The organism is Bacteroidales bacterium, assembly GCA_016709865.1.
Classification (GTDB): domain Bacteria; phylum Bacteroidota; class Bacteroidia; order Bacteroidales; family VadinHA17; genus LD21.
In genome coordinates, this window is sequence record JADJLX010000005.1 from 1,265,374 (window position 1) to 1,285,211 (window position 19,838).

General features: G+C 39.3%; 21 protein-coding genes. 6 read left to right on the forward strand and 15 right to left on the reverse strand.

Annotated elements, in window-relative coordinates:
• Positions 1–244: 244 nt before the first annotated feature.
• Positions 245–1,822, forward strand: a complete 1,578-nt coding sequence (locus IPJ16_13845) for an OmpA family protein (protein ID MBK7628254.1) — start codon at positions 245–247, stop codon at positions 1,820–1,822.
• 313 nt (positions 1,823–2,135) lie between these two features.
• Here the strand turns inward: IPJ16_13845 and IPJ16_13850 are convergent, their stop codons facing one another.
• A complete protein-coding gene (locus IPJ16_13850) occupies positions 2,136–3,962 on the reverse strand; it encodes a YgiQ family radical SAM protein (protein MBK7628255.1) in 1,827 nt (608 codons plus the stop codon).
• Positions 3,963–4,115: 153 nt separating this feature from the next.
• On the opposite strand from IPJ16_13850, the gene IPJ16_13855 reads away from it, so the two are divergent.
• Complete coding sequence (locus IPJ16_13855) at positions 4,116–6,347, forward strand: tetratricopeptide repeat protein (protein ID MBK7628256.1); 2,232 nt, start codon at positions 4,116–4,118, stop codon at positions 6,345–6,347.
• Here the strand turns inward: IPJ16_13855 and IPJ16_13860 are convergent.
• The 6 genes from IPJ16_13860 to IPJ16_13885 form a co-directional block, all read right to left on the reverse strand.
• A complete protein-coding gene (locus IPJ16_13860) occupies positions 6,330–6,830 on the reverse strand; it encodes a hypothetical protein (protein MBK7628257.1) in 501 nt (166 codons plus the stop codon). The two genes, IPJ16_13855 and IPJ16_13860, sit on opposite strands and share 18 nt — an antisense overlap.
• A gap of 5 nt (positions 6,831–6,835) precedes the next feature.
• A complete protein-coding gene (locus IPJ16_13865; GenBank protein ID MBK7628258.1) occupies positions 6,836–7,189 on the reverse strand; it encodes a hypothetical protein in 354 nt (117 codons plus the stop codon).
• Positions 7,170–7,754 carry an RNA polymerase sigma factor gene (locus tag IPJ16_13870; protein MBK7628259.1) on the reverse strand — a complete coding sequence of 195 codons (585 nt, stop codon included), beginning with the start codon at positions 7,752–7,754 and terminating at the stop codon, positions 7,170–7,172. The genes IPJ16_13865 and IPJ16_13870 overlap by 20 nt, the downstream gene beginning before the upstream one ends.
• Before the next feature lie 104 nt (positions 7,755–7,858).
• Positions 7,859–9,838: a LysM peptidoglycan-binding domain-containing protein gene (locus IPJ16_13875; GenBank protein ID MBK7628260.1), complete on the reverse strand. Its 1,980-nt coding sequence runs from the start codon at positions 9,836–9,838 to the stop codon at positions 7,859–7,861.
• 14 nt (positions 9,839–9,852) lie between these two features.
• Entirely contained in the window at positions 9,853–10,803 is a 951-nt protein-coding gene (locus tag IPJ16_13880) for a phosphoribosylaminoimidazolesuccinocarboxamide synthase (protein MBK7628261.1), read from the reverse strand.
• Between the two features lie 114 nt (positions 10,804–10,917).
• Complete coding sequence (locus IPJ16_13885) at positions 10,918–11,907, reverse strand: PhoH family protein (GenBank protein MBK7628262.1); 990 nt, start codon at positions 11,905–11,907, stop codon at positions 10,918–10,920.
• 147 nt (positions 11,908–12,054) lie between these two features.
• Here IPJ16_13885 and IPJ16_13890 point away from each other — a divergent pair, with 147 nt between their 5' ends.
• On the forward strand, positions 12,055–12,849 hold the full coding sequence (locus tag IPJ16_13890) for an SAM-dependent chlorinase/fluorinase (GenBank protein MBK7628263.1): 795 nt from the start codon (positions 12,055–12,057) through the stop codon (positions 12,847–12,849).
• A gap of 11 nt (positions 12,850–12,860) precedes the next feature.
• Entirely contained in the window at positions 12,861–13,643 is a 783-nt protein-coding gene (gene mazG, locus IPJ16_13895) for a nucleoside triphosphate pyrophosphohydrolase (protein ID MBK7628264.1), read from the forward strand.
• Positions 13,644–13,701: 58 nt separating this feature from the next.
• Here mazG and speB read toward each other — a convergent pair whose 3' ends face one another.
• From speB to nusB, 8 genes are all read right to left on the reverse strand, one after another.
• Complete coding sequence (gene speB / locus IPJ16_13900; GenBank protein MBK7628265.1) at positions 13,702–14,550, reverse strand: agmatinase; 849 nt, start codon at positions 14,548–14,550, stop codon at positions 13,702–13,704.
• A gap of 10 nt (positions 14,551–14,560) precedes the next feature.
• Positions 14,561–15,031: a DUF5606 domain-containing protein gene (locus IPJ16_13905; protein MBK7628266.1), complete on the reverse strand. Its 471-nt coding sequence runs from the start codon at positions 15,029–15,031 to the stop codon at positions 14,561–14,563.
• Between the two features lie 84 nt (positions 15,032–15,115).
• A complete protein-coding gene (locus IPJ16_13910; protein MBK7628267.1) occupies positions 15,116–15,844 on the reverse strand; it encodes a TerB family tellurite resistance protein in 729 nt (242 codons plus the stop codon).
• Positions 15,845–15,846: 2 nt separating this feature from the next.
• Complete coding sequence (locus tag IPJ16_13915) at positions 15,847–16,464, reverse strand: dephospho-CoA kinase (protein MBK7628268.1); 618 nt, start codon at positions 16,462–16,464, stop codon at positions 15,847–15,849.
• The gene (locus tag IPJ16_13920; protein ID MBK7628269.1) at positions 16,454–16,948 is read right to left on the reverse strand and encodes a hypothetical protein; all 495 of its coding nucleotides are present in this window, start codon (positions 16,946–16,948) and stop codon (positions 16,454–16,456) included. Before IPJ16_13920 ends, IPJ16_13915 begins: the two co-directional genes overlap by 11 nt.
• A 2-nt stretch (positions 16,949–16,950) precedes the next feature.
• Positions 16,951–17,247, reverse strand: a complete 297-nt coding sequence (gene yajC / locus IPJ16_13925) for a preprotein translocase subunit YajC (GenBank protein ID MBK7628270.1) — start codon at positions 17,245–17,247, stop codon at positions 16,951–16,953.
• 48 nt (positions 17,248–17,295) lie between these two features.
• Positions 17,296–17,730, reverse strand: a complete 435-nt coding sequence (locus IPJ16_13930) for a DUF1573 domain-containing protein (GenBank protein MBK7628271.1) — start codon at positions 17,728–17,730, stop codon at positions 17,296–17,298.
• Between the two features lie 7 nt (positions 17,731–17,737).
• Positions 17,738–18,688, reverse strand: a complete 951-nt coding sequence (gene nusB, locus IPJ16_13935) for a transcription antitermination factor NusB (protein MBK7628272.1) — start codon at positions 18,686–18,688, stop codon at positions 17,738–17,740.
• A 152-nt stretch (positions 18,689–18,840) separates the two neighbouring features.
• Here nusB and IPJ16_13940 point away from each other — a divergent pair, with 152 nt between their 5' ends.
• Positions 18,841–19,242 (forward strand): PUR family DNA/RNA-binding protein, encoded by a 402-nt coding sequence (locus tag IPJ16_13940; protein ID MBK7628273.1) that lies wholly within the window; start codon positions 18,841–18,843, stop codon positions 19,240–19,242.
• Between the two features lie 10 nt (positions 19,243–19,252).
• Positions 19,253–19,732, forward strand: coding sequence for a DUF456 domain-containing protein (locus IPJ16_13945; GenBank protein ID MBK7628274.1), 480 nt, complete (start codon positions 19,253–19,255; stop codon positions 19,730–19,732).
• Positions 19,733–19,838: the final 106 nt, after the last annotated feature.

Below are 19,838 nucleotides of genomic sequence, written 5' to 3' on the forward strand. Positions count from 1 at the left end.
TGACCCCAAAATTGACACATCCAAACGCACTATAACTCCAAATCCTTTTTATATTTAAATTTGTATACCGTGACAAATCCTGCATCAAAGACAGTTCCTCAAGACAGACAATATTGAGTTATGATTTTTCCGTCCTTATCTGGATATTTTTATCACATCGTGACAAATCTTCTATAGCGAGACAATTCCTTCACATCTATGTGGGCTTGAAATAATCTGGAATAATATTTATCTTGATAGCCATATGAAACACAGCATATTTATTATCGTCTTCCTGATTATATTATCTGATTTAGACGCACAAAGAGAAAAAGTCAAAACATTCTATGATAATGGGACATTGCAATCAAAAGGGTCCGTCTTTTCCTATTCCAGTTTTGATTGGCGCATCCCTAAGAAATATGCATATTTCAAAGGATTGAAAAAGAGGGATGGAGAGTGGAAATACTGGTATCAGAATGGACAATTGGAAAGGATCGAAAACTACAAAGCTACCCTAAACTTAAAAAAACTGGATGATCTTAGAAATAAATGGGAAGACCTACCTCACGGGAAATGGATCTACTATACAGAACAAGGAAATAAGTATCGAGATGATTTCTTTAAAGACGGGATCCTTTACAATTCCACTAAGGAGATTTACAACAATAATCAACAAGTTGGTGAAATAACAGTCTTAAAAGGTATTTGGGATACGATTTGGATTAAACCGCTCTCAAGTGGACCTAATTTAATCTTGAATCCGGACTTTGAGCTATTCTACTACAAACCTATACCAATAATTTCTAATGGAAAATCAAAGCTCGAAGATTGGATTCCCTTTTGGGTGACTCCTGGACTATTCACACCTGATTATTTAAGCTACAACAGGTTCATCAATGTTTTAAACTACAACTACCTTCTTGATTTCCCTCTTCCTGATAAATTCAACTATGCTGGACTAGCTCTATATAAAAAATCAGAACCTTACTCAGAGTACATCCAAGGTCAGATTATTAAACCATTATCCAAAGGACAAAAATACTGTTTAAAGGTGTCTATTGCCCTGGCTTCCTACTCGGGATTTTCGGTGGATCATCTTGCGATCCATCTTTCAACCAAACCGATTAAAATACATACCGGAACTGAATCATCATTTAAACCTCAGGTAATCCTATCAACATCAAAAGTTAATAATAAACAGTTCATTACAATATGTGACTTTTTTATCGCAGGAGGAGGAGAACAATTTATTACTATTGGGAGATTTGCTCCGGCAGAGAGTTTAGAGATCATTTCAAGGAAAGATATGCCTAAGACTAATTTTGGTATAGACCTCTCTGCATACTATTTAATTGACAAGGTTGAACTAAATGAGATACAGGATAAAACGGAATGCTCATGTAATAACACAACAGTTCCAATTGATACAATAAAACAAGTAGAAAAGCCTTATTCATTGCTCATAGAAAATGATTTAACTCAACTCAAAACAGGTAATTCTATTATTCTAAAAAATGTCAATTTTCAGTTTGACAGTTATGAGTTACTTCAAAGTGCTGACAGTGTACTTTTTATCGTTAAGAAATTTCTAACTGACAATCCAAACTTAAAACTTCTCATTTCCGGACATACAGATGATATTGGAAACGACGAATACAATTTAGAATTATCAATCAATAGAGCAAAAGCAGTATATAATTGGCTAATTAAAAATGGGATTGACTCATCTAGACTAAACTTCACCGGTTTTGGTAAAAAATCTCCTTTATATATGGACTTTGACGAAAGGACTAGGGCCATTAACAGGAGAGTAGAGGTAAAAGTCCTGGAAAACTTTTGATCACCCTGACCTTCCGGACAGATCCTCAATATTCCCAATGTCTATCAATGTAATTTATAGCCACTTATTATACTTTTTGTACCGTGAGCAATCCTACGACCGTCCAATCCTGAAATCCTGACCAATCCTGCTACCGTGACAATTTCATCGCTGGTGGACAGTTTTAATTAATAAACGCACTATAACACGGACGGTTGGGGTAATAAACTTTTCTTACTACCGCAACCACCGAGCCGTTACAAATTAATATTAAATGCTAAGTGTAGTCTGGAGACTACGCCTAGCGGAGAACTACGCCTGGCGTAAGTCACCTCTATCTTCGTTTCTCCCCTTCACCCTTTCTCCCTTTCTCCTTCCTGTTGCCTGGCGCCTGGTACCTGTCACCAGTTTTATACCAGAAAAAATACTCCTTCTGCCTCTTCTTATCATCACTGCTTCGTGCAACATATACTTTCTTCCCGGTGAACGGATCAAACCCTGTATAATACATAAGTGTCGAAAGAGTCATGGGAGTCGGTGTAAAATCCTGAACCTGTTCAGGTTTAATACCCAGACTTTTAACCTCGGCAACAAGTTCTTTCATATCAGCATCGGTACATCCGGGGTGAGAGGAAATGAAATAAGGTATAATTTCATATTTCAGACCATTTTTCTCTCTGATATTATCGAATCGTTTTTTCAGTTTCCTGAATAGCTCAAAAGGAGCTTTCCGCATATGCGACAGAACATGGGGAGATGTGTGTTCAGGAGCCACCTTAAGCCGTCCGGAGACATGTTTCGAAACAAGCTCTTCAAGATATTCTCCTTCATCCTTTCCTGCACTCTTATTCCATTCGGGGAATAAAAGATCATAACGGACTCCGCTGCCAATAAATGATTTCTTTATCCCGGGTATTCTGTCAACTTTCCTGTAAAGATCAGTAAGCTGCTTATGGTTGGCATTCAGATTTTTACATACATTTGGCCATATACATGATGGACGCGCACAGACCTGGCAAAGCTTCATATCCTTGCCTTTCATCCGGTACATATTAGCTGACGGACCTCCCAGATCAGACAAATTTCCCTTGAAATCAGGCAATTTTGAAATCTTGGTCACCTCATTTAGTATTGACTTTTCAGATCTGCTGATTATCTGTTTACCCTGATGTGCCGCGATTGCACAAAAGCTGCATCCTCCGAAACATCCGCGATGAATGTTAACAGAGAATTTTATCATCTCATATGCCGGTATATCGCCCTTCTTGTTGTATCGGGGATGAGGAAGGTACATGTATGGCAGATCAAAAGTACTATCAGCCTCAGCCTCTGTCATTGGAGGGAAAGGCGGATTAATTATTACCTTAAAATCACCTGAAGGTTCATTTAGTCTGGCAGATTCAATTTTATTAGATTCTTTCTCGAATTTCAGAAAATTGTCTGAGAACAGATTCTTGTCTTTCAGACATTTTTCAAAGGAATTTAGTGTTATGTCCTTCCATTGTTTCTGAACAGGAAGCTCCTCCTTACGGTTTACAAGTATTCCTGTCTGGGCAATAGTCTTAAGTGACGAAAAAGGAATCCCCTTCGACAGCAATTTCATTAGTTCCCTCAATGGCTGTTCTCCCATTCCGTAGATCAGCATATCGGCTCCGCTGCCTATCAGTATTGACGGTTCGAGCTTATCCTTCCAGTAATCATAATGTGTCAGACGCCTCATCGAAGCCTCGATACCTCCAATAACCACAGGGACATCAGGGAAGATTTCTTTAAGTATTTTAGTATAAACAATTGTCGGATAATCTGGTCTGAATCCAGCCTGCCCTCCGGGTGTATAGGCATCATCGGAACGAAGACGCCGGGCTGCCGTGTAATGGTTAACCATGGAGTCCATGTTCCCTGCAGTTACCCCGAAGAATAATTTAGGTCGTCCAAGCTTACGAAAATCCCTTAAGTCATCCTTCCAGTTCGGCTGAGGAACAATTGCAACACGGAATCCCTCATCTTCAATAACCCTTCCTATAACTGCAGCTCCGAATGAAGGATGATCTACATATGCGTCGCCGGTGAAGATAATTACGTCAACCTCCTCCCACTCACGAAGTTCCAATTCCTTTTTAGTGGTTGGCAGCCAATTCAGTAAATTATTCCTTTCGTCCAAAATGAATCATTTTGATGTGACTCCAAAAGTAAGGAATGTTTCAGAGAAGAGTTTAACAAATGGTTTAAATGTTACGGCCTGATTGTTGCAGATATAGAATTACACAGAATGAAATGAAGAATTGTCAGATTTCATTCTAATTGGATAAACACAATGAATGTAACAAAAGTAATACAACAGCATAAAAAGCTCTGCAGCCTGGTTTCAGAGAAAAGAATAAAGCAAAGTCTTGATATTCTGTCAGATATGATCACAGGATCTGCTTCCGGCGACCTTCATGATGAGTATGATAATATTGTCATGACCTACAGAAACATGCTTACATACACGATTGAAGGTATCAACGACCCTGAGAGGAATAAAATATATCTGAAGCTCATACAATCGATTCTTGGGCTATCAGACCGTGTAAGGCAGGACATATTGTCACGTTATTCAGGATGGCATACATACTGGATAAAGGAACAGGCGGAAAAAGAGATCAAGCTAAGCGGAAAAACTATAGTTGAAACTGTAGATGATCTCATGTTCAAGTCGGAACTTGATGAATGGCTGAAATTAAGCAATGAAGTTAATCCAAATCCCGAATCTGAGATTTCAAGAAAGCACAGACAGCTGATAAAAAATATTTTCAATCATTTATGGCTGACAGACTTTTATGGTGAGGCAGAGAACAGCCTTATTAAAATCATCCTGAAATCAGGAAAATTCAGATGGTATGAATCAAGTATTTTTACTACTGCAATTACTCTTAGTTCACTCAGGACATGGCAGAGCGAAAAACTGTTTCACCTTATAAATATTTATGAAGCAGGACAGGAACAGGTTATGGAGAGGGCGCTATCAGGACTGATTCTTAATCTTCACTATTATAATGGCAGGATCTTACTGTATCCGGAAATAACCGATAAGATATCAAAACTGAGTCGTGATAATAAGTTCAGGGAACACTGCAGGATAATTGTATTTCAGACTATCAGATCAAGGGAAACAGAAAAGCTTGGTAAAAAACTTCATGATGAGATCCTGCCGCAGGTGGCAAAGCTGAAACCCAGGATTGAGGAAAAACTTGACCTCGACAATATTCTTCCCAAGGATAAAAATGATGAAAAAAATCCCGACTGGTCAGAGATGTTTGGTGAGTCGGAGGAGATTTTTAAGACGATGGAAGAACTTACCAAGCTTCAGATGGAAGGTGCAGACGTATACATGTCGGCCTTTGCAAATATGAAGCACTTTGACTTCTTCAAGGATTTTCAGAACTGGTTTGTGCCTTTTTATCCCGATAACGAGACGGTTGACGAGATTTACAAGGATGAGATACTTGGACCAGGCACCAACGAACTGGCAGAAGCATTGTATAAAACACCTTTCATCTGCAACAGCGACAAGTATTCACTTCTTCTGAATCTTAAACATCTTCCTTCGGCGCAGAAAAGCATGATGCTTAAGGTTTTCAGGATGGAACTGGAAGGATTGCAGCAGTTAAATGCAGAAGAAACAGGAACTGATCCATATAAAAGTTTCAGAACAAACGTAACACAGTATCTTCAGGATATTTACAGATTCTTTAAACTTTCACCTTACAAGAAAGAGTTCGAAGATCTGTTTATAGGGAAGCTTGACATTTATAACTCAGAATTTTTCAGGATAACAAACAAGGGATCAGATGCAGAGGTTGGACTTGCAGACTACTTTTTCAGCAAAAACTTCTATGACGATGCACTGTCACTCTTCCTTAAGCATGTTTCCGAACGTCCATCTGATGCACAGCTTTATGAAAAGATAGCTTATTGTTACCAGGAAACCGGCGATTATGACGAAGCACTCAAATATTACAGGAGAGCTGAGTTAATTGACAGGAAGGTATGGACCATTAAGAAATTAGGATTATGCCTCAGACGACTTGGTAAAAATGAAGAGGCTCTTGAATACTATCTTCAGGCAAGTGACATGGAGCCGGAAAATATTCATACGGCAATTATGGTTGCGCACTGTTATCTCGATCTGAAGGATTATGATAATGCATTGAAGTATTATTTCAGAATTGAGTACAGAGAACCCGGAAACCTTAAGATATTAAGACCGATAGCATTTTGTTATTTTGCTCTTGGAAGGTTTGATGATTCAGAAAAATACTACGACCGGCTTTCAGAAAGTAAGCTTACAGCCCACGATTTCATAAACAAAGGCCATCTGGCATTATGCAAAGGGGAAAAGAAAGAAGCTATTGCTCTTTACAGGCAGAGTATTATAAGTGGTGAGATCTCAAAAGATCAGTTTATGTCGATCTTTTCGGAGGACAGTTCTCTGCTGATATCCCTTGGTGTAAATCAGGATGATCTCCCAATTCTGCTTGACTATCTATTATTTACGATCGGGTAAATTAGTCGTATCGTGACGTTCGAAACGCTGAGGAGGACCGCCCGGGAGAGGTCTTCCTGACATATCGTGAGGAGGTCTGGCACCCCTGTTAATAGTCGTGTCGTTTTCACGGTCCCTTCTACCCTGTCTGTACATCTCCTGCCTTCTGTCATCCATCTCCTTAAGTTTTGCAAGCTGGTCCTTGGTAAGGTTTGACTCCAGTTCCTTGCGGAATTCTTTCATGGTAGAATCAAATGTCTTACGGAAATCTGTCTGCAGTTCGCTGTTTATCTTGGCATATTTGTTCAGCACAAGATCTATCTTAGCTTTCTGCTGCTCATCAGGCTGGATAGTTTTATAAATACCATCGCGGAACCGGTCCTCGGAGAAATAAACCCTGACAGGCTTAAGTTTCTGATATCTTATCTGTGCAGATGTCAGCATTCCGAGAACGAATCCGATGATTAGAGTAATAACGACTAATATAATTGGTTTTGCTTTCATAACTTTTAATTTCCTGTTAATAGACTTACTATTGTCTCATCGTAACTATCACTTAGTCCGAGGAATGAATTAAAAGACAGCGAACCCTCCATAAGGAATATTGAAATCAGGAGAACAACTATTGCAGCCACACCTGTAAGTGCAATACGATAAAAAGCAAAGTTCAGAGATCTGACAAAATCAATTTCCCTTGTTACTGCCACCTTTGTTTCGAAAATTCTGTCAAGCACTTTATCGGTAAAATCCTTACTGAAATCGTAAGAGATACCCTCCTTCTCAAGTCTTGCGGAGACTTCAGAAGGATCAGCGTCGGTGCTTATTGAGCTGATTAACAATTTTTTAATCTCTGATGAGTTCATAATGGTTATAATTTTCCAAAATATCCTTTAACTGTTCCTGAGCCCGGGATAACCTTGAGAGTACTGTTCCGAGCGGCAGATCGAGTATCTCTGCTGTCTCTTTTGTAGAATACCCCTGTAACATCCTCATTGTTATTATTATACTAAATTTCGGGTCCATTGCCTTTAACGCCTTGTTTACTATTTCTGTTGCCTCACGCTGTTCCTGTGTGTCCTGATCTGCAACCTCAAATTCATACATTTCATTATTTCCCTTCTGGGAAAACATTGAAAAGAACCTTTTTCTTCTTTTTATCTCATTAAGAGTCAGGTTAACAGCAATTCTCTGTATATATGTTGAGAGTTTTGCTTCTCCCCGGAACTCCGCTAATGAATAATATAATTTAATAAATACCTCTTGTCCAATATCCTCTGCAAAAACAGAATCGCCAAGCATGCTTTTAACCGTACGTGCAACCATCTTTCTGTACCGGTTCACTATCTCTCCGAAAGCCTGTTTGTCGCCCTCCAGAGCCGCCCTGACCAGTTCATTTTCTTCAGAAACATTGTACGACTCTTTAATCATACTACAACAAATAGACAATTAATAATGTATTAATATTCCCAATTGTTAATTTTTATTAACACAATTTATTTTCCGGATAAATTTATCACTCTAAATCTTGACTCTTAATGGTTAAAAAGACTATCCTCTTCCACCAGTAACACCTCGTAATCTCTTGTATACCTGACCATAAAAAGACTCTGGTTCTCAAAACCTGCATTTTCTTCCTTTCGGACAAAATCGAATCTTGTCTGCAGGAGTTCTGGATAATGTTTTTCCGGATTGGATATAAAATCCCTCCCGTTCAATGCCAAACCGCTTAAAAAATAGTAAGCAATGTCGTAACCCGACCAGGCAAAGCTCTTTTCAAGTGGCTCGGTAAGGAATTTTCTCCTGTAGTCGGAATTGAACTGTTTGACATTCTCGTGGGTGTAATCTATCCAGTAAGGCGTTAGTATCTTAAGATCAAGATCAAAGAACAATTTAGGATCAAGGTTATCAAGATCAAGAAGAGACGGGTATCCGAACACCTTTACATCAAATCTTTTTGAGAGTCCGTGGATCTCTGTTAGGCTCTCGCTGATAACAGGAGTATCTTCAGAGGCTATAATGATTATATTCTTTGTGCTTTCTGATAGTGCATGACTGAGTCTGTTTATTGAGTCATTATCAAACATTGACCTGCTGTAGAAGAGAAATTCCTTGAATTTTATCTCCTCATAGGGCAATTTATAGCTCAGCTCTTTAAAGATCATATCCTTGAATCTTTTCACATCAGAGTCAGACCTGATGGAGTCTGCATGAATAAAGACCAGGTTATTATCATAATTCTCACTGATTCTTTTTGCAAGAGCTTTCTGAGCAACTTCCAGAGAAGAATTGGCCATAAATAGTGTTGGATTATTTACGAGAACACTATTATTCATTAATGTTACCGGCGAAACAACCGGAATGCCAAAGTTTCTGGCATAATCGGCAACTATCTGCAAGTTATGAGAATAGACTGGACCGATAATAAGGTCCATTCCTGCGAGTTTACCTGAGTTTATTAACCTTGTAATCTCTATCGTATCATCTTTTATATCAAATGCAGAAATACTGATATCTAGACCTAATGCCCTGAGAGTATCAGCTGCCAGAAGAATTCCCTGGTACATCTCAAGAAAATCGAAACCTTTCTGATAGATCCATTCTTCAGGTTTTTTACGAGATGGTGGTTTCTTTCCTTTAATCATTTTTGAGGAATCGATCTCAGTGCGATCGGCATTCTCCTTAAAATAGAACGGAAGAAGCACAGCAACATTTATAGATCCTTTGAGGTCTTTAACCTTTGTGAAACCAGCAGGTCTTGTATATTTTACTTCCGGCTCTTCTGCTATAACTACAATAGTGTCGGTTACAGGAGGTGCAACAACTTCAACTTCAGGCACTTTCACCCCTGGAACTCTCACTAAATCACCTACCTGAGGAAACCTCAGGTCCCTGTTCTCTTTTCTCAATTCCCTTACCGAGAGTCCATATTTTTCAGCAATTGAAGAGAGTGATTCTCCTTTGAGGACTTTATGAAAGATGTATTTCTTCTCCTGATCATCAAACTTCTGACGATCGCTCATAAAGACACGTTTTGGTATTGCTATTTCGTATCCGACAGACAATTTATTGATATCGATGCCCTGATTACTCTGAATTATCTCATTTTCAGACACCCCATATAACTTCGAGAGTGAATAGACTGTTTCACCCGGCTGCAGGCCATGATACAGGAATTTGCTCTCATCCTTCTGAACCTGTTTTAAAGGTACAGCATCAGCCGTGGTTACCGTAGCGGTCTGTTTTACCGGGATCCTGAGTGACTGTCCTTCATTTACTCCATATACTGCCGGAGGATTCTCCCTGGTAAGTTCCTCAACTGTAATTCCGTATGCTCTGGAAATAGAATATGCAGTCTCCCCTTTTTTTACCTGATGTATGTAATAAGCAACACCGGATATAATAACTTTTTCTTTTGAGCGCTCCACAACAACCTGAGATAAAGCGACAAAACAATTGGTTGTAATAAGTAAAACTACCAGTATAAATGCACTTAATTTTAGTCTAGCTATCATTCTTTATTAATGAATTACAATGATTTAAGATATTCCCTGCAGTTCTTTTCTATCCTTTCAGGGACATTGGTAATATCTGCTTTTACAAACTTTTCACCCGTTATCTTCTCATATAGTTCTATATACCTTTCCGATACTTCATTGACAAATTTGTCTGTCATTTCCGGAACTACCTGACCAGTCTGGCCCTGGAATCCGTTAGCCATCAGCCACTCCCTAACAAATTCCTTTGAGAGTTGCTTCTGGGGAAGCCCTTTATCAAAGCGTTCCTGATACTCATCAGCATAAAAATACCGTGATGAATCAGGGGTATTGATCTCATCAATAAGGTAGATCCTTCCATCTTTCTTACCAAACTCATATTTTGTATCAACAAGAATCAGGCCATGACTGGCAGCTATTTCGGATCCCCTCATAAAAACTGCCATTGTATATTTTTCGATCATTGAATACTCCTTTTCAGGTATCAGACCAGTTTTTATTATTTCCTCGCGGGAGATATCCTCATCGTGCCTGCCCTGCTCTGCTTTTGTTGTTGGAGTAATAATAGGTTTTTCAAAGCGCTGGTGCTCTTTCATGCCATCAGGAATTTTCACTCCGCAGATCTCCCTTGCACCTGCCTTATAGGTACGCCATGAACTTCCTGTGAGATAAGCCCTTACTATCATTTCTACCGGGTATGGCTCACACTTATGTCCAAAAGTAACTGTAGGGTCCGGGGTTGCGATTTTCCAGTTAGGTACAATATCACTTGTAGCGTCAAGAAACTTTGCAGCTATCTGATTAAGCACCTGGCCCTTATAAGGAATGCCCTTTGGAAGGACAACGTCGAAGGCAGAGATCCTGTCAGATACGATCATCAGAAGGTAGTCATCCTTAATATTATACACATCTCTCACCTTTCCCTTGTAGATGCTTTTCTGTCCGGGGAATTTGTAATTTGAACTTAAAATTGTCTTTGCCATATTGTTAATCTATTAACAGTTCCTCTTTCTCTGTGCCTCTCTGTGTCTCCTCAGTGTAACTCTGTGTAACTTTTTTTAAGAACTGTCACAGAGTTACACAGAGGAGGCACAGAGTTACACAGAGTTATTCTTTGATTTAGTTTTTAGTTTATCAGCTTCATTTTCTTCGTTTTCATAAGCCCTCACGATCCTCTTTACGAGTTTATGCCGAACTATATCTCTCTCATCAAACTTTATAATTGAGATCCCTTCGACTCCTGAAAGTATCCGCATTGCCTGAAATAGTCCCGAATCGGTCTTCCTAGGAAGGTCGATCTGAGTTGTATCGCCGGTTATAATAAATTTAGAGCTTACCCCCATTCTTGTAAGGAACATCTTAAGCTGGCTTATTGTGGCATTCTGCGCCTCATCAAGTATCACGAAAGCGTTCTCAAGAGTCCGGCCTCTCATAAATGCAAGGGGAGCGATCTGAACTGTGCCGTCTTCAATCCACGTTTCAAGTTTCTTATATGGCAGCATGTCGTGAAGGGCATCATAAAGAGGCTGAAGGTATGGATCTAATTTCTCTTTCATATCTCCGGGAAGAAAACCCAATCGCTCACCGGCTTCCACTGCCGGACGAGTAAGTATAATTTTTTTTACTTCACGCTCCTTTAAAGCCCTCACTGCCAAAGCTATAGAAGTATATGTCTTTCCTGTACCGGCAGGACCTTCAGCAAATACGAGGTCGTTTGTTCTGTAGTCATTTACAAGCTGAAGCTGGTTTACTGTTCTGGCTCTGACCGGTTTGCCGCTGGTACCAAAAACAATTACCTGTTCAAACTCACCATTAGATGCCGACTTCATATGTTCAGCATCGAAGAAATACTTCTCTATATCCTGTTCATCGAGCCGATGATACTTCTGGTAATACTCAACAAGTTCATTGAACTTCTCTGCAAAGATCGTTATCTCGCCCTCCTCGCCCATGCATTTAATCTCATTGCCACGGGCCATGATCTTAATTTTAGGAAAGAAACTACGTATTTTATCAAGCAGCGAATTATTTGTGCCGAAGAAGATTACGGGATCAATATCCTCAAGAAAAATTATTATCTCTGTCATTAAACCTCACAAAATTGAATCATACTGGCACTTATTTGCAGGTATTAATTGAGCACTCTGCAAATAGTTCATAAAAAAGTTGATTGAACCCTACAAAGTAAGGTTATTTTTTCCTTAGAAGATTATCTTTGTTATAAGTTTTTTCGTATGCCCGTAGTTACATTAACAACAGAGTGGAAGCCCGATGATATCTATTATGGAATCATTAAAGGAAAGCTCAGCACTATGTGTCCCGAAGCAATTGTCATAGATAATGCCGGAAGATTACCCCCTTTCAACATTTCTCACGCGTCGTTCATAATCAGGAATACCTACAATAACTACCCAAAAGGTTCGGTTCATATTATCTGTGTACACTCAGAAGCACGTACCGGACAGGATTACCTGGTTGTGAAGGCAAAGGATCATTTCTTTGTAGGTACTGATAACGGCATCTTCAACCTTATTCTTAATTCTGATCCCGAGGAAGTAATTAAACTTGAACCTGCAGGCAGTACAGATGAACTTGAGATTTTTGCCAGGGCTGCAGCCAATATTATTTCGGGGAAAAATCCATCAGAAATAGGAATCCCGCTTAAAACCTTAAGAGAAAAGGTTCCATTGAGAGCGACCATCGATAAAGATGTGATTATAGGGAGTATCATTTTTATTGATTCTTATGGAAATGCAATCTCAAATATAACCAGGGAAGTATTCTACAGGGTATTCGAAGATAAAGAGTTCAGGATTCTGATTCAAAGCAATAAAAATTACACCGACACTATTTCAGAAAAGTACAGTGATGTGCCTGTTGGTGAAATGCTTGCAAGGTTTAATCAGCTTGAATTGCTTGAAATATCAATCAATGGTGCAGATGTTTCGGAACTGCTTGGTGTAAGTCTGGGTTCTGTTGTACGCGTGGACATGGCTCATAAAGCCGCTGCCCCAAACCGTCTCTTTTAAATAATTATCTGATGAAGGAAAAGAATAAAAGTCTTGAGGAGTTCAGCAGACTTCTTGATATTTTGGATGAGCTCAGGGTAAAATGTCCCTGGGACATGAAGCAGACAAATGAATCGCTCAGAAAACTCACTATAGAGGAGACATATGAACTCGCTGAATCAATCTCATCAGGTAATGATGAGGGAATAAAAAATGAGCTTGGCGATCTTATGCTTCACATTGTCTTCTATGCAAAAATAGGTTCAGAGAAAGGACTCTTTAACATGGGCGATGTACTCGAAGGTATAAATAAGAAGCTTGTTTACAGACATCCGCATGTTTTCAGCGATGTAAAGGTATCAGGTGCCTCAGAGGTAGAAGAGAACTGGGAACAGCTTAAGATCAGGGAGCATAATGGATACAAACCGGTCCTTTCGGGTGTACCTGCATCTCTACCGGCTATTATAAAGGCTAACAGGATTCAGGAAAAAGTAAGAGGTGTCGGATTCGACTGGGAAAACAGGGAACAAATCTGGGATAAGGTTGCTGAGGAGATTGCAGAATTAAAAGCTGAGATAGAAAGTCATAATACAGAATCAATAGAATCGGAACTCGGTGATGTATTGTTTTCATTAATCAATGCATCGCGTCTTTATGGGATTGATCCTGAAGCAGCTCTTGAAAAGACAAACAGGAAATTCATAAAGCGATTCAATTATCTTGAAAATGAAACACTTAAGAAAGGTATTTCACTTCACGATATGAGTCTTGATGAGATGAATGTGATTTGGGAGGAAGCTAAAAAACTGGACTAGGTCATTCGCCCCCTTCCCCCTAAAGGGGGTATAAATCCGGCCAGAAACTAGCCCCCCTTCAGGGGGGTGGGGGGCAAAATTTATACGACAGCAGCTGATATATAATTTTTGCCGCAATAAAATCAGGCGATTTATTAGTTTTTGAAGGGCAAAGTTCAACGACATCGAATCCCACAACGTTCCGGTTTTTTATGACATCTCTCAGAAAATGAATCAATTCAAAATAATCAGGCCCACCAGGTTCAGGTGTACCGGTTGAAGGCATTATCGAAGGATCGAAAACATCTAGATCAATTGTTATGTAGACATTTTCTGTCAGTTTATCCAGAGCCTTTTTATACAGATTCTTATCATAATACAGCTCGTGGGAATAGAATATCCTGTCTTTATCAACATAAGGAAGTTCGCATTCTGACATGCTTCTTATTCCTACCTGTACGATAGGTGCAGACTCGCGTGCTCTTGCCATGGCACAGGCATGATTGTACTTTGATCCTTCATACTCCTGCCTCAGATCAGCATGAGCATCGAGCTGGAGTATTGTAAGGTTATTATACTTTTCAGCAAATGCTTTGAAACATCCGATAGGAACAGTATGGTTCCCGCCAATCGTTACCGGAAACTTGTTCTCATTAAGAAGTGAGGATATTCTTTTGTAAACAGCATGAACCAGCTTATCAGGAGTCTCCTTTTCAAGGACAGGTTCAACTGTATGTATTCCTTTGAGATGCGCCTCGGAGGATGTTTCAACATCGTAGAATTCAAGATTGACAGAAGCTTCCAGAATTGCGTCAGGGCCATAGTCGGCCCCTCTCATCCATGTGCTTGTCTCATCATAAGGCACCGGCAAAATGATTATAGCTGATTCAGCATAATTATATACTACCTCATTGCCCCCGAAATTCATATGTAATCTATTATTCTTTTTTGGCTTTAGGAGCTGCTTTCTTTTTCTTCTTTTCAGCAGGTGCTTTTTCTTCAGCAGATTCTTCTTTTGTTTCCGCTTCCTCTTTAACAAGTAGATTCAGAGAATGAAGGATATTATACCAGTGTGCTACTTTCTTAATGTCGCTCACATAAACTTTATCCTTCGAATAATCGGGAAGGATTGACTCAAACCATGATTTCAGCTTTACAGGATCAGCTTTTGAATCGATTGCAAGGCCGCCATTCTCCTTTTCGTGAATCAAATCAAAAACTTTACCGAGGGGCATATCCTCCTTTTCAGTAAAAATAGCAATATCTTCAAGTGAGCTCACCTTGGCAGAGCCATAAGCACTACTTCTCTTTTTTGTCTCCAGATGCTCAATGATTATTGCATTTTTTCCCTGTGCAATAAATTTGAACAGACCCGGTTCACCTGAAATAGCAAGAATATCTTTTAAAATCATGTTTTTTTGGTTTAGTGTACAAATTTACTCCTTGTATCGATATGTAAGTTTATTATTGAATATTTTTTTTATTTAATTCTTTCAGACTAAGTTTCGTTCTTTTTTGATCTTTTCGTATGCCTCATTAACTTTCTTGAACTTCTCATCAGCAGTCTTTCTGAAATCATCACCAAGATGACTCACTTTATCGGGATGATATTTCATTGCCATGCGACGGTAAGCTTTTTTAACCTCATCATTTGTAGCCGAAGGTGCAATTTCAAGAATCTTATAGGATGAATCCGTTTCAGGTATGAACATATTCTTGATGGAGAGGAAATCGACTGAGGTAACGCCAAGATATGTTGAAATTTTTTCGAGTAGCTCAATCTCAGCACGGTGAATTGTTGTATCGGCCAGAGAAACATTAAACAGAAGATGCAGCAACTGAAGACGTGAAGAATAATCCATATTGCTCTTAATCTGTTCGCATACATCCCTTACTGGAATATCCTGCTTCAGGATATCTTTCAGCATAAGAGTCGCCTGTTTAGCAGACTCCTGTCCAAACTGCCTGACAAAAAACTGTTTCACATAGTCGAGTTCAGACTTTACAACAGTTCCATCAGCCTTCATAACAGCGGCTACCAGAACAAGCAGGCTCATTCCAAAATCGCCTTGTTTAGTCGTAGTACTTCCTGTTCTGTATGTTGAAGTATGAACTGTTGTACTGTCAATTACGGAGCCGACAAGAAAACCAAGAAGTCCGCCAATTGGTCCTCCCATAACAAATCCGAGTCCGCCTCCAAGCCATTTTCCAAATATTCCCATAATCAGCCAGCAGAATTTATATATTTTAAAATGTCTTCATGTATCTTCAGTATAGCAGGAATTATCATGTCATTTTCTGAATTATATATCACATAATCAGATAGTTTAATTCTTGATTCATCATCCATCTGGTTTCTCATCCGTTCCAGAACCTGTTCCCGCGACAGGTTATTTCTGTGTTTTACCCTGTCGACTCTCTCCTCAATAGGTGCAACGATTGTTGCAATCCTGTCGACCAGTTTATCTGCTCCGCTTTCAAACATGATAGCGGCTTCAATAATAACATACGGGGAATTCTGCTGAGCTTCCCAAAGTCTGAAATGTTCAAATACAACAGGGTGGACTAGTGAGTTTACCTTTTCAAGCAGAGAGTTATCATTGAAGATAAGCTTTGCCAGCTCCATACGGTCAAGAGCGCCTTTTTCATACAGATCCTTCCCTGCAATTGAATTGATACGTTTCATAATAGTCGTATCACTGTCCATTATCAGTTTTGCCTCAGGGTCTGCGGAGAAAAACGGGATGCCCAGAACGTTAAATACCCTGCAAACAGAAGTTTTTCCACTTCCTATTCCGCCGGTTATTCCAAGCTTAAATCCGGGTTTGGTATCATTTGGCATTGTTTCCTGATTTAACTGAACTGTTGCCGGCTTTTTCTAAAGAGAAAAAAATTGTATCGGGCTTTATTGATGTTATCTCACATCCCGACCTGAGCTGAACTGTAAGACTTTTTATGAGGCCTGATGAAACTATGTAGTAATCAAGATCTTTACTGCCCGGCACTCTCTTATAATTTACTTTTGAGATGTCTATATTCACAGGTGTTTTGTCTCCTGAAAATTTCAGTTTCATTATTGAAGAGCCTGTGCCTTTGAGATAGATATTTAACCACATTTGTGGTTTCTCCGCTATTATTCTTTCTTTTGGAAGGTTGGTAAACTTTACGGGATACTTTATCCCTGCTTCTGTTTCTTTTCCAAGGGAATTCAGGTACCAGAAAACAAAAGAGAGAAGAAGGAAGAAGGCAAAAACTGCAACATCTCTGTTGATTCCACCTACTCCCTTTTTCGTAAGTTCTGTCCGTGTCTCAACATCCCCTTTCAAGACTATTCCTCTGCGGATGGATCTTTCAGAAGGGCGTTTTTATCAATTTTAAGTTTGATATCACCGCCAACATCAACAGTTACATAGTTTTCCTTTACTTCGTATACTCTGCCATATATACCACCGGTTGTAACAACTTTATCGCCTCTTTTCAGAGAGCTTCTGTAGTTGTTCATCTCTTTTTGTTTCTTCATTTGTGGTCTGATCATGAAAAAGTAGAACACCACAAATACAAGTATCAAAGGAAGGAATGTAACAAGCGGATTAGTCTGTGTGGCTCCTCCTGCTGGCTGGCCCATTAAAAATAAGTAAGCAAAATTGGTCATTTTCTGGATTATTAATTATTATTAATTGATATTGGTTACTACTTCAGCGGTTATTTTAAGTAATACCACAGGCTTTGATGCATTGGACTTTACAGTTATTGTTTTAGTCTGTTGTCCGCTTCTTCCTGACGTATCAAAAACAACCTCAAGATTGCCTCCTTTCCCCGGGGAAACAGGTCTTGTATCATATTTAGGAACAGTACAACCACAGGTAGATGATGCTGATTTTATCACCAGATCGGTGGTTCCGCTATTCTCAAATGTAAAAACATATGCAATCTTTTCGCCTTCAGCCACTTTGCCGAAATCATGTTCATATTCCCTGAAACTGATTTCTGCCTTGCCGTCCGCAGAAAAACCTGCAGGTGAACTACTATCATTCTCATTCTTCCTGCCAGTGCAATCTATTGCCACAAAGGCAGTTATCAAACAAAAAAGTATTATGCTTCTCTTCATATTCCTGTTAGTTCTCTCCAACCAAACCTCTTCCGGCTTTCAGGAAAAGGCCCTCCTCCCTCATCTCTTTCACTATATTATCAAGAATGCCATTGACAAAGGTACTGCTTTTTGATGTACAGTAGTATTTTGCAATCTCTATGTATTCATTTAGTGTGACCTTAACAGGGATCTCCGGGAACTCAGATATCTCAGTTATAGCCAGTTGCATAACAAGTATATCCATCAGGGCAATACGTTCAACCTCCCAGTTAGTGGTGTTTTTATCAATAAGCTCAGAACATTTTTTCTGATTCAGTATTGCTTTTCTGAAAAGGATTTTAACAAACTCCTCATCCTCCTCATTTTTAAATAATTCCATCAGAGGAGTATTCTCACCGGAGTCGGCTTTGAACTTCTTCAGTGTTTTTTCGACCATTGCTGAAATATACTCCATATCATCGTTCCAGAAAATACTCTGTTCTTCGAGGTTCGACTGAAGGTCTTCAGATTCAGAGAAGAGTACTGTTATAAGTTTAACAATAAATTTCTTGTCAGATACATAGTTATGGGATTCCGACAGCATATACTCTTCATAAACATCCCATGACAGCATTTTATTGTAAAGAAGACGAGGGATATGTGAATTATTAATCCACGACAGCTTCTTTGATGCTATATACTCTTTGAACGCATTGTTCTTTCTGAGCTGAGCGATAAGCATGTTGTCGACAAACCTTCTTTTCGGATTCAGGTCTTCGGGTGTGGGCATTCTTTTCTGAAGTGCCTGATCTATCTTCTCTCCGGCAATATCAGATATTTCCAGAACAAGTAACAGCAGGTAGTGATAAAGATCGTAAGTCTTACCAATGCTGAACATAAGTTCGGTTTCGGCCTGGGTAAGATTTCCATCCTCCCTGCGGTTAAAAGCATACAGAGCCATAAGGGCTTTTATGCGTAGTAATCTTCTGCTTATCATTTATAAAGAACCTCAATTTTCCGGTGCAAAAATACTCTTTTTCCGGTAGCCTCAAAACAAGAATGCAAAATTAATCAGCGCGTTTTGATTTGAGAAAATAATTGTTACATTTGACAATATAAAAGAAAACCCTAAAACTAACTGACTTAGAAATGGAAGAAGAAGCCGGAAAAAAGGAAGTCACAAACGGGCATGAGGATAAAAATATTAAGGAAGAAATATTTACCAGGGTTGTACGTGCCGGAAAAAGAACCTACTTTTTTGATGTTAAAGCAACACGTAAGGATGATTTTTATCTTACTATTACTGAGAGCAAGAAGCGTTTAGGCAAAGAAGGGAAAGTTTTTTATGAAAAGCACAAGATTTTCCTGTATAAGGAAGATTTTGAGAAGTTTGCAGAAGGTCTGACCGATGTTGTTTCATACATTGATAATGGTCAGCCCGAATATATTGCACCTGGCAAATCATCGAACACCGAACCGGTAGCAGAAAGTACTTCTGTGGCAGCTGAAGAGTTTACAAATGTAGAGTTCGACGATCTCGGCAAAAAGTAGAAATACTTAAATGTCTGATTATATACTTCTTATATTTGGGATCCTACTTATGATCCTTGGCATCATTGGCTGCCTTGTTCCTGTGTTACCAGGCCCCCCAATAAGTTTTATCGGATTACTTTTGCTTCACTTCTCCAGATTTGGCGACTTTTCTAATACTGCACTTATTATTCTCGGAGCAGTTACAGTAATTGTCACTATCCTTGATTATGTAGTCCCGGTATGGGGTACTAAAAAATTCGGAGGATCAAAATATGGGACCAGAGGCGCAACTGTGGGGCTGATTATAGGTCTCTTTCTCGGACCATTAGGAATGATAATCGGACCACTCATCGGTGCATTTGTTGGTGAGATGATCTTCAAAGATGATATTAACTATGCAATGAAAGCAGGTTTTGGCAGCCTTCTTGGTTTCCTTACAGGCATAGGACTGAAACTGGCCGCAGCTTCTGTGATGACGTTCTTTTTTATTAAGGAGTGGATAGCCTGAAGCCAAGGGAAAAGGGACATAGTCGTCACACTAAGGTTGGCGGATGAATGAGAAACAGTATAGAAAATTTCCCCTCCTTTTGAAGGAGGGGAAATTTATCAAAATA